The following is a 9,120-nucleotide window of genomic DNA, read 5'->3' on the forward strand; positions in this document are numbered from 1 at the left end:
CATCCAGGCACACGGGAATGATGATTTCATGGGTTGCCACCATGGCGTTTATGACGTTCATCCCCAGGTCCGGCGGATTGTCTATGATGCAATAGTCATATTCCCCGGCAACTTCCCCCAGGGCGGTTTTATAACGGTCATGCTGTGCATGGTCCTGGTCTGCCTTTACGGCAAGTTCCGCCAACTCCATGAAATAGTTGCAAGGTATTACATCCAGTTTTTCATCCGCCGCAATCCCGGAAACCCTCCGAATACTGTTTTCTCCCATATGGCCGGTCCGCATAATCCGGCACGCTTCCGCCTCCTGGTCCCGGTTGTATACCTCAAACATACGGGAAGCGTTCCCCTGCTTGTCATTGTCGAACAACAATACCCTGCTACCAGGCCGCTTTCTTTTCTTGTCCCCCTCTGCCAACAGTTCCGCCATGGAAACGGCTGTGGTGGTCTTGGCACACCCACCCTTTAAATTGATGACTGAAACAATCTTCATTTCTTGTTAGGCTCCTTTCGCTTAATCTTCACCATACGGGCGTATATGTAGAACGCCGCATTGATTCCATTGTACTTAACCTCTGCATCCAGAAATTCAAATCCAGGGTATGCTTTTTCCATCTGGCTTTTCAGTTCTTCATGGTCCCTTGCCATCCGCTCCACATTGCCCTTTTTAAACTTTGAATAGCTTCTTGTCGGCTTGTCCGGCTTTTTAAGGTTCTTTGACGGGCACCATCTTTTTGTCCCGTGTGGGTTCTGTGATATGTACGTGGCAAGCCCGGTTATAAGGAAATCGTCATCCGGCTTTATCCTCCTGGTGTTCGGTCTGTCACATTTTCCCCATAGTTCTTCCAGTTCGTCCCGGTCCATCCCGTCCCCGGATAACAGAATATGGAAGTGTGGGCGTTTGTACCCGTCAAAGGCAAGGATATAAATATATTTTGCATTGTCCAACCCGTCTTTTTTCCGGCGGCGGTTTATCCGCTTTATGAAATTGGTTATATCTTTCCTGGCCCTCTCTTCATCACCAGGCAGACAACCATCATTCCATCCAAATGTGGCCCAAATATCACCCTTGCCGAAATTGATATTTGCCAGGCGTATCAGATAACGTCTTGCGTTCTTATCGTTTAGGTTCCGCTGTGACGGCCTGGTTTCCCTCTTCTTTGCCGTTACTGGCATATCCTTTTTATCCTTAAAGGCCGGGTATACCTGGCTTTCCAGTAATACGGTTCCGTTCTGGATGTTCTCCGCCTTGGTGGTGGTTGTCCGATAAAGGCACGCCACCTTTCCATCCTTTAACAGCTTTTCCAACTCCCATTCTTCCAGGGTGTCACACTGCTTTTGGTATGCTTCCTCATAATCGTAATCATCATACAGTTTTTTCATGTTCCCCACCTTTATATGTCAAGCCCCTACCCTCTTTCCTGCTCCTGGGCATCACTTCCCTTTTCCTCCCCTCCCTCCCCTCTTCTTATCACCATCACCCACCTATGCCTTTATATCTTTCTATAAATCCCCAGGGTGTCCGATATGCTAATACCCATTACAAGGACGGGCAAGGGGCACCGCCCATTTAAAAAAATCAGTCCAGAAATTTGTCAAACGCTTTCTTTATCAGTGCAAAACCGAACAAGGCCAGGCCGGATATAATCAGCATTGCCGCCGCTACTGCCGCCATAATTATGTAAACCTCCATGTTTTCCGCCTTTCTTTCTATATATGGAAGAAAACCCTTTCTTTCCTCCATATCTTGTGCTATACTGTCCTTGTTAAGTTCCAACCCGGTTGCTTTTGGTGTTCCCCACCTTGCAACCGGGTTTCGCTTTCCCCGTTCATGCTTCCGGCAACTCTCCGAACATACTTTCGTATGTTTCCGTTGCGTAATGCATCAAAAGGGTTTTGGCTTCCTCTTCCTCTATCGCTTCGCCATACTTCTTTTGGAAATCTTCCTCATGGGTCAACAGCCAGTTCCCTTTTTCAGATTTCCATAACTCGCAATCATACGTTTTTTCTACTTCTCGCCCCTGGAATACCGCACGCATTAAAGGGCTGTCATTTTTATACCATTTCCTTACTGCTGCCACCCGTTCCATCTTGTCCGTGTCATGCTTCATTCCGCCAATCACAAACCGCATCCGGCACCCCAGGATTCCAAACCACGGATGGTTTCATATTTTGTATACAGAATATTTATAAGGTCCTGCTTGTGCCCTGGCGTGATGCACCCGGCGGCTTCCTTTTCATAGATTCTTCCGGCCACATACCCGGCCCGGAAATCCAGTTCCGCCAGGCTCTTGTAATTTTCCAGTTCCCGGTCAATGACCGCCATCATTGCCTTTACTTCCCTAACCTCTGCCAGTTCCGGGCGGATGCCCCGGTGGTTCCTGCTTCCAGTGAAGAGGAACGGCACCGCCTTTTCCCGTTCCACGGCTCCCAATATTACCGCAAGTGCGTTTCCCATGTTAAGTTCCTCGCTTTCTGATTCCTATTTGCCCATATCGTGATATTTCCGGCGGAATTTCTTATATGGCGTTCCCTCTTTCCGGCTACGGCAATAGCCGTTCCATTTGTAGCAATCCCTGCATCCCGTCCGGCAATAGTTCAGATATTCCTTTTCAAAGCGGCATTGCCAGTTATGCAAGCTGCTCAATGGTTCTTCCAGGAAAATCCCATACAATGCACCAATCACACGCTTAATCATCCCGTCCCATTCCTCCCTGCTGCTGCAACTTATATTCTTCCACTATGTCCACAACCCGGTCCATGATGCTTTCCAGGGCTTCAATAGGCATTGCCTTATCGTCTATGTAGAAATCCGCATAAACTTTTCTTGTGTCATTCCCCCCATCTGTCCATCTGCTCCGGCAATGGCTCATTCACCGCATCAAAGATAATGCCCTGCTCTGTACACCATTCCACGGCATCTTTCAAATCCTTTCCGGCTCTGCTTGTCCAGAGGATGATTTTATGGCCGTTGGCTTTCAGCATCTTCACCGCCGCCACAACCTTTGCCTTTGGCCCCACGATTTCCGGGAACCTGGTAACGGCCAGTGTATTGTCAAAATCAACTGCATAAATCGCCATAGTCTTTTCCCTCGCTTTCTGCCTGGCCGTCTGCATCCGCCTGGCTCATTTCATATTTCAACAGCATGGCCGCCACCTGGACCATTTCACAAGCGGCATCCACGGCCTGGCGGTATATTGCCATTGGCTTTGCATCTTCCACCAGGAAACAAGCTATCTTTTTCCCTCTTACGCCGTCCCATAACACGGCAAGGGAAGATTCCGCATTGTCCAGGGCTTCCTTGGCTTCCTCCATCTTCCCCAGTGTCACGGCGTAACCCTCATGGCGGCTATTGAATAAAGGGAACCTTTCGTTTGCCCGGTTCAGTTCTGCCTGGGCGGCGGCTTCAACCTCTGCCCTTAACTCATTCATTGCCATGGCTTCCATCCTCCTTTTCCCCGTCCGTGTCCTGGTCCTGCTGCCCGGTTCCGTCTATCGCTTCATAATGACTTCCATCCTCGCACGTTTCACATTCTCCGGCGGTAAATGTTTCACGCATGGCATTGTTTACGCACGTTTCGCAACTCCATGTTTCCGGCATTTTCTTTTCCCCGGCGGCATCCCTGGCCTTTAACTTTTCCGCATTGTCCAGAATGATTTCATTAAGCCGTTCCGTTTCCGCCAGTGCCACAATACCATTTAATGTTTCCACACCCCTTGCCAACCGCTCTTCATCCGGCAGCATACGCAAGAAACGCCTGGCGGAAGTAATCATGCTCTCAATCTCATAGTCCGGGTGTACTTCTGTTTCCGGCAGAATCTCCGGGGCTTCCATCTTCCCGGTAAGCATTTCCCGGATGTACTCATGGGGCACGTTGCACCTGGCCGCATTTTCCATTAGTTCCGCCCTTGCCGCTTCCCTCATAAGTTTGTAAAATTCCGTGTACTTCATGTTCACGGTTCCGTCACTTGTGAATCCATCTAATAATCCCATGCCCTTTTCCTCTCTTTCTATCTGTAAATCCTGGATGCAAAACAATATAAAGGTTCTGCATCAATTTCCATTTCTTCCCGGTTCTTATAAATCATCAAAGAGAACCACTCTTCCCCCTCTTCATCCGTGAAACGGTGGGCGAACTTCTCAAACCCGAAACGGGAATTTATCCTTGCCCCCTCCACCACGTTTGACAGCTTCGCAATCTCACGGCTGCCCAACGTCACGCCCTCTTCATGGTACTGCTGCCACTTTCGGAATGTTTCTTTGAGATATTCCAGAAAATCCGGCTCCACCACTCCATTGATAGGCGTATAGCTTTTATAATTGGCTTCTGCCATCCTCAATTTGTCCATCCTCTTTTCCTCGCTTTCCCGGCCCTCTGGCCGTTTATCCATGCACGCCGCCGCATAACCTTTTTTATCCTGGCAATCTTTTCCTTGAACTCCGGCCAGTCGGTTATTTCCACCTTTACTTTCAATTCCGCCATCTTTCATTCCTCCTAAATGATGATTTTGTAATATAGGGTCATCTGCAAATCAGAAAAGCGGAAATCCGGCGTTTTCTCCGGCTCCATTGGCGGCATCAGTCCCCGGTCTTTCCATTCCTTATGCCGGATTTCCGGGGATGCCCTAAACCTCTTCACCTGGGCATCCAGGACGGCATCCGCCACGGGGTCATGTGCCAGCAATGCCTTATACCCTTTGTATATGGTTTCCTGCCCTGCTTCGCTTTTGGCATCCCGTACTATCAGCAGATTATCCGAATTGCATATCAATTCCAGGAACTCCCGTACCATCATGGTTTCCACCCTCGCTTTCCGCTCTGATTATGCCGATAAATACACGCTCCGCACACGGGACCGCAATACTGTTTCCCAGGGCCATATAGCGTGCGTTGTCGGACATTTCCCTGCCGGATGCCCCGTACCTTGTCCAGTAATCCGGGAACCCCTGCAGGCGTTCACATTCAAGCGGCGTAAGGCGGCGGACCCGGTACTTTACCGCTGCGGCAATCCGCTCAATTATCACGGCAAGGGTTTCACTTCCTCCCCCTGCTGCCCCACGGCTCTTTTTTATGGTCCCTACGCCCTCCTTGAACTCTGCATAACCGCTTTGTGTGTAGGCTACGGCGTGCCGGTCCGTGCTTGTGAGTGTCGGGGCAACGTCCTGGTTTATCCCTAATTGGTTTCCGCCGTTCTTTTCATCCCTGCCTATGACGTTTCCGGCTATGGTATAGACTGGAAGCAGATAAAGGCCAGTTTTCCCACCGCCGCCCCCATCCGTTCCCATAAGGGTTGCGCTCTTCTTGGAATTTATATAAATCCTATCCGCCGTCCTGCCGAAATCCAGTTTCATTTGTCCGCCTGGTTCCTCTGCCAGTCCTCCGCTATCCTCTCCAATAGGGCTATCTTTAGGATTGTCGGAACTTCCTTTTCCCTCTTCTCGGCCCGTGACAGAATACCCCAACACGCTCTCGCACTCAAAAAGTATTTGTCCGGCACGTCCATTTCTAAAATCTGTGACAAGGTAGATTCTTTTTCTACGTTGGGGAACTCCCCAAAACTGTGCGTCAAGCTGCCGCCATGCGACTGTCCGCAAATCCCCCCCTGGTTCCTCAATTCCAACCAATCCGGCGGATGCCCATTTCCCACTTGTAGGCATTGGAATACTGGCTTCTGTGATTTCTTCCAGGACCCGGCGGAAATCCTCTCCCTTATTGCTTGAAAAAGCCCCGGCCACATTTTCCCATATGATATACTTTGGATATTCTCCATCTGTCTTTTCCCTCATTTCCCGTATAATCCGCACGGCTTCCATGAATAGGCCGGAACGGGAACCGTCAAGCCCCGTCTGCTTCCCGGCCACGCTTAAATCCTGGCAAGGGCTTCCGAAACTGATAATATCCACCACGGGGATTTCTCCGCCTTTTATCCTGGTAATGTCCCCCAGGTTCACGGCATCCGGGAAATGCCGCCCTGCTATGTCAATACAGTTCGGCTCTATCTCACTTGTCCATACGGTCTTGATGCCGTGCCGCCCTGCTGCCAAGGGAAACCCGGCTATCCCGTCAAAAAGGCTCCCCAAAGTCAAACCGGCGTTCATCTCAACGGCTCCGGCCTGGACGGTTCATAGACAATCATCACCGTGTAAGAAGTCCTATAGTCTGCAATCTCCTTTCCACGGATGACGGGCAAGGTTTCTGTCCCATGCTCAATTCCCATGATTTCCGCCCCGTCCGCTTCCAGGGCGGCCAGGTTCTCATTTACCTTTGTTTCAAGGTCTTTTAAATCGGTGTCCCTCTTTAACATGATTTTCACGCTGAAATCCTCGCTTTCTGTTATTTGCCCAGGGAAACGGCTATTCTATCACGTTAAGGCTTTCGTCTATCTTGAAAAGCCTTTTTCCGCAATCTGTACAGACGGCATATTTTCCAGTGTTCTTATATTGCAAGCCGCTGTGTAACTCTGTGCTTTCAATCTCTCCCGTTTCCATGTCCACATAATATTCCCCGGTGCCGCTTATCCTCTGCTTTACCGTGAACATGGTGCCGCCGCATCCTGGGCACTTCTTTATTGGAAAATTATATTTTCTGTCCATGTTCTCACCCTTTCATGTAAACCTCTATTCCTCCGCCGCTTCAAAGAAGAAATCACACAATCCCTGCTCTTTCCCCGTATCATCCAGAAAATAAAATTCTGCCATATCTCCGAACCCCTCAACCTTGTAAATGTCATACACTTTTCCCCGTGTTACGTTCTCCACCTGGCTATGTTTTGGGCTTCCGTTGAAATATCCGTCAAGGAACGGCTTTTCTGACATTTTTGCTTTGAAAGAAACTTTCCTTTCTCCAACAAACGGGTGACTGTCCAAATTGCTGTAATAATCAAATTGTGACATACTTTTCCCTTTCTTTGGTTTTTGCATACCGCAAGCGGCCATCCGTCCATATCACGCCCTATGGCTTATAGGATGACTACTTGCAATATACCGGGTGTTATCGTACAACCTTTTAAACGCCGGATAACTTCACCGGGGCGTGGCATGGTTTTCTAGTTTCCGGCCTACCTGGGAAGAATAGGCGTGTACGCTTCCCTGGTAGGTACTTTCTGCACCAGTGCAACCCATCAACAGTTTATAGGGGCTTTGGACCCTCGCGCCGCCCATGGTTGGCATGGCCGTTTTAGTTGCCGGGCGGTATGGATGCCGCCCTGGTGCTATAACAAAATTTAAAGATTCAGCTGATAAATTCTTTCATAGTTGAACCATAGCGTTTCTATCCTCTTTAAACCGTGTTCTGCCTGGGTCTGTTTCTGCGCTTTGCTCCATCCGTTCAGAATTTTGTTGTAAACCTCATTGTCATATCCGCTTATAAGTATTTTCCCCGGATGCCTTTTTACTGCTTCTAAAAGTTCTATATGGTCATCCTTTGACATTTCCAATTTATACAGATAGCCTTTTCTTGTACCCGGCAAATATGGCGGGTCCAGATATATGAATACATCCGGCGTGTTATATCGTCTTAATAGTTCCAATGCCGGAAGCCTTTCAATTTGTGCGTGTTTCAATCTCTCCGCCGCCAACAATACCCTATCCGGCAATTCACCCCAATGTTTAGTTGTCTTTGGACTATTCCCTTGTTGACTGGAACGGAAGCCATTTTTATAAACATTGCTGCTACCCATCCCCATCCAACAGCGAACCATAAATTTCCTTGCCCTTTCCATATCCGTTTCAGCTGAACCTACCGCATAGGCATTTTCATATTCTTCACGGCTATATGGTGTCATTTCAAGCCCTTTTGCAAATTCATCCGGGTATTTAAAAAGATTACATACATTTCCATCTAAATCATTGATGGTTTCTATCTTCGCCGGGTCTTTATTAAAAAACACGGCTCCGCTTCCAAAGAATGGTTCCAAATAAACCCGGTGTTCCGGAATGAAAGAAATTATCCATTCTGCCAGACGGTTCTTTGCTCCTGGATATTTTAGAATCGTTTCCATGTTAAGTTCCTCGCTTTCTTTATTCCAAATAATCAAATACTGTTAGCTGTGCATCTTCCCATCTGAATTGTTCTTCTTTTGTAGCAATACTTGTTTTGGTTAGCGTATTCCATTTATCTCCTATAAGGTTTGGTGTCTTTTCTAATTCCAACAGCTTATTCCATAAATCCCTATGATTGTTACGCAAATGCCGCAATTCACAATCCCTTGCGTTCGGGCAGAACCAGCACCCTCCCCTTGGTGCAAAATCATATATCGGGGACAGTAAATCATATTCTTTGCATAGGTCAAATGCCATTTGCTCCGTATATCCATATTTTTCAAGCAATGAGATTTTCGGAACATCTGATATTCTTATTCGTTCAAGTCGCTTTTCTTCATCTATTGCAATACCTACATATTGCGTCACCTCATCTTGCATATTTTTATAAAATTCATGGATTGGTTTTGATTTGCAATCTCTATTGATGTTGCAATGACCCGCCATTGGAAAACCTTTATTCTTCCCTTTGTTATGAGCATGACGTAAAGGCTTTTCGACTGTTTGAAAAAAGCAGTCTAAATATGTCTTGTCCGAACGGAGTATCTTTACCTCATTCCCCCAACTCTCAAACTTCGGAATGCACTTATTTTTTATGAAATCTATATGTTCCGGCAACTCTCCGCTGATATTCTTATCAAACATAACTTCCGAAAATATGATAAGGTCAAGCGGTTCTTCATGTTCGTGCGCTAAAATTATACTTGCCGTGCTATCCTTGCCGCCGGAAAAACTCGCTATATGTTTCATACTCACAATGCCTTTTGGGCTACCTCTGCCCGGTAAGGCTCCCCACCACGTTTCAGTTCATTGTAGATGGTTGCCCTATGCACCCCCACTTCATCCGCAATAGCTGAAACCTTTACCCCTGCTGCGTGCATCCTCTCAATGGTCTGGCGGTCCGTGAAGTTCAGCCGTCTATTTCCTTTCCTCATGCCCCTTTATCTCCTTTCTGCTTTTGGTGAAATAAAAAAAGAGTGCCCACAAGAGTTTTTAATTCTCTTGTAGCACTCTCTTATTTTCTGTTAAAAATAAGATGCTTTAGAGTATATTGCCCTTGTCGCATCTTATTTTACAATGAA

Annotated in this window: 18 protein-coding genes; all 18 read right to left on the reverse strand. The window is 47.6% G+C overall.

Annotated elements, in window-relative coordinates; all coding sequences use genetic code 11:
• A partial coding sequence (locus tag NFS35_RS28185) for a ParA family protein (protein WP_251210285.1) occupies positions 1-490 on the reverse strand: 490 nt, incomplete at its 3' end.
• Positions 487-1,380 carry a hypothetical protein gene (locus NFS35_RS28190; RefSeq protein ID WP_251210286.1) on the reverse strand — a complete coding sequence of 298 codons (894 nt, stop codon included), beginning with the start codon at positions 1,378-1,380 and terminating at the stop codon, positions 487-489. The genes NFS35_RS28185 and NFS35_RS28190, both read right to left, overlap by 4 nt.
• A 446-nt stretch (positions 1,381-1,826) precedes the next feature.
• Positions 1,827-2,129 (reverse strand): hypothetical protein, encoded by a 303-nt coding sequence (locus NFS35_RS28195; protein WP_251210287.1) that lies wholly within the window; start codon positions 2,127-2,129, stop codon positions 1,827-1,829.
• Entirely contained in the window at positions 2,117-2,455 is a 339-nt protein-coding gene (locus NFS35_RS28200; RefSeq protein WP_135990077.1) for a hypothetical protein, read from the reverse strand. The genes NFS35_RS28195 and NFS35_RS28200 overlap by 13 nt, the downstream gene beginning before the upstream one ends.
• 24 nt (positions 2,456-2,479) lie before the next feature.
• Entirely contained in the window at positions 2,480-2,695 is a 216-nt protein-coding gene (locus NFS35_RS28205) for a hypothetical protein (protein WP_251210288.1), read from the reverse strand.
• Positions 2,696-2,829: 134 nt separating this feature from the next.
• Positions 2,830-3,078, reverse strand: coding sequence for a hypothetical protein (locus NFS35_RS28210; protein ID WP_251210289.1), 249 nt, complete (start codon positions 3,076-3,078; stop codon positions 2,830-2,832).
• Positions 3,059-3,436, reverse strand: coding sequence for a hypothetical protein (locus NFS35_RS28215; RefSeq protein WP_251210290.1), 378 nt, complete (start codon positions 3,434-3,436; stop codon positions 3,059-3,061). The genes NFS35_RS28210 and NFS35_RS28215 overlap by 20 nt, the downstream gene beginning before the upstream one ends.
• Positions 3,423-3,992 (reverse strand): hypothetical protein, encoded by a 570-nt coding sequence (locus NFS35_RS28220; RefSeq protein WP_251210291.1) that lies wholly within the window; start codon positions 3,990-3,992, stop codon positions 3,423-3,425. The genes NFS35_RS28215 and NFS35_RS28220 overlap by 14 nt, the downstream gene beginning before the upstream one ends.
• A 17-nt stretch (positions 3,993-4,009) precedes the next feature.
• The gene (locus NFS35_RS28225; RefSeq protein WP_251210292.1) at positions 4,010-4,348 is read right to left on the reverse strand and encodes a hypothetical protein; all 339 of its coding nucleotides are present in this window, start codon (positions 4,346-4,348) and stop codon (positions 4,010-4,012) included.
• Positions 4,336-4,482, reverse strand: coding sequence for a hypothetical protein (locus NFS35_RS28230; RefSeq protein WP_251210293.1), 147 nt, complete (start codon positions 4,480-4,482; stop codon positions 4,336-4,338). The genes NFS35_RS28225 and NFS35_RS28230 overlap by 13 nt, the downstream gene beginning before the upstream one ends.
• Positions 4,483-4,494: 12 nt before the next feature.
• Positions 4,495-4,794 carry a hypothetical protein gene (locus tag NFS35_RS28235; protein ID WP_251210294.1) on the reverse strand — a complete coding sequence of 100 codons (300 nt, stop codon included), beginning with the start codon at positions 4,792-4,794 and terminating at the stop codon, positions 4,495-4,497.
• Complete coding sequence (gene dcm / locus NFS35_RS28240) at positions 4,751-6,097, reverse strand: DNA (cytosine-5-)-methyltransferase (protein WP_251210295.1); 1,347 nt, start codon at positions 6,095-6,097, stop codon at positions 4,751-4,753. The genes NFS35_RS28235 and dcm overlap by 44 nt, the downstream gene beginning before the upstream one ends.
• Positions 6,094-6,312 (reverse strand): hypothetical protein, encoded by a 219-nt coding sequence (locus NFS35_RS28245; protein WP_251210296.1) that lies wholly within the window; start codon positions 6,310-6,312, stop codon positions 6,094-6,096. The genes dcm and NFS35_RS28245 overlap by 4 nt, the downstream gene beginning before the upstream one ends.
• 40 nt (positions 6,313-6,352) lie before the next feature.
• A complete protein-coding gene (locus tag NFS35_RS28250; RefSeq protein ID WP_251210297.1) occupies positions 6,353-6,538 on the reverse strand; it encodes a hypothetical protein in 186 nt (61 codons plus the stop codon).
• A 78-nt stretch (positions 6,539-6,616) separates the two neighbouring features.
• On the reverse strand, positions 6,617-6,892 hold the full coding sequence (locus NFS35_RS28255; RefSeq protein WP_251210298.1) for a hypothetical protein: 276 nt from the start codon (positions 6,890-6,892) through the stop codon (positions 6,617-6,619).
• A gap of 329 nt (positions 6,893-7,221) precedes the next feature.
• Positions 7,222-7,998, reverse strand: a complete 777-nt coding sequence (locus NFS35_RS28260; RefSeq protein ID WP_251210299.1) for a DNA adenine methylase — start codon at positions 7,996-7,998, stop codon at positions 7,222-7,224.
• 19 nt (positions 7,999-8,017) lie between these two features.
• Positions 8,018-8,788 carry an adenine nucleotide alpha hydrolase family protein gene (locus NFS35_RS28265; protein ID WP_251210300.1) on the reverse strand — a complete coding sequence of 257 codons (771 nt, stop codon included), beginning with the start codon at positions 8,786-8,788 and terminating at the stop codon, positions 8,018-8,020.
• A 2-nt stretch (positions 8,789-8,790) separates the two neighbouring features.
• Complete coding sequence (locus NFS35_RS28270; protein ID WP_135990067.1) at positions 8,791-8,973, reverse strand: helix-turn-helix domain-containing protein; 183 nt, start codon at positions 8,971-8,973, stop codon at positions 8,791-8,793.
• Between the last annotated feature and the right edge of the window lie 147 nt (positions 8,974-9,120).

Source organism: Acetatifactor aquisgranensis (genome assembly GCF_943193215.1).
Classification (GTDB): domain Bacteria; phylum Bacillota; class Clostridia; order Lachnospirales; family Lachnospiraceae; genus Acetatifactor; species Acetatifactor aquisgranensis.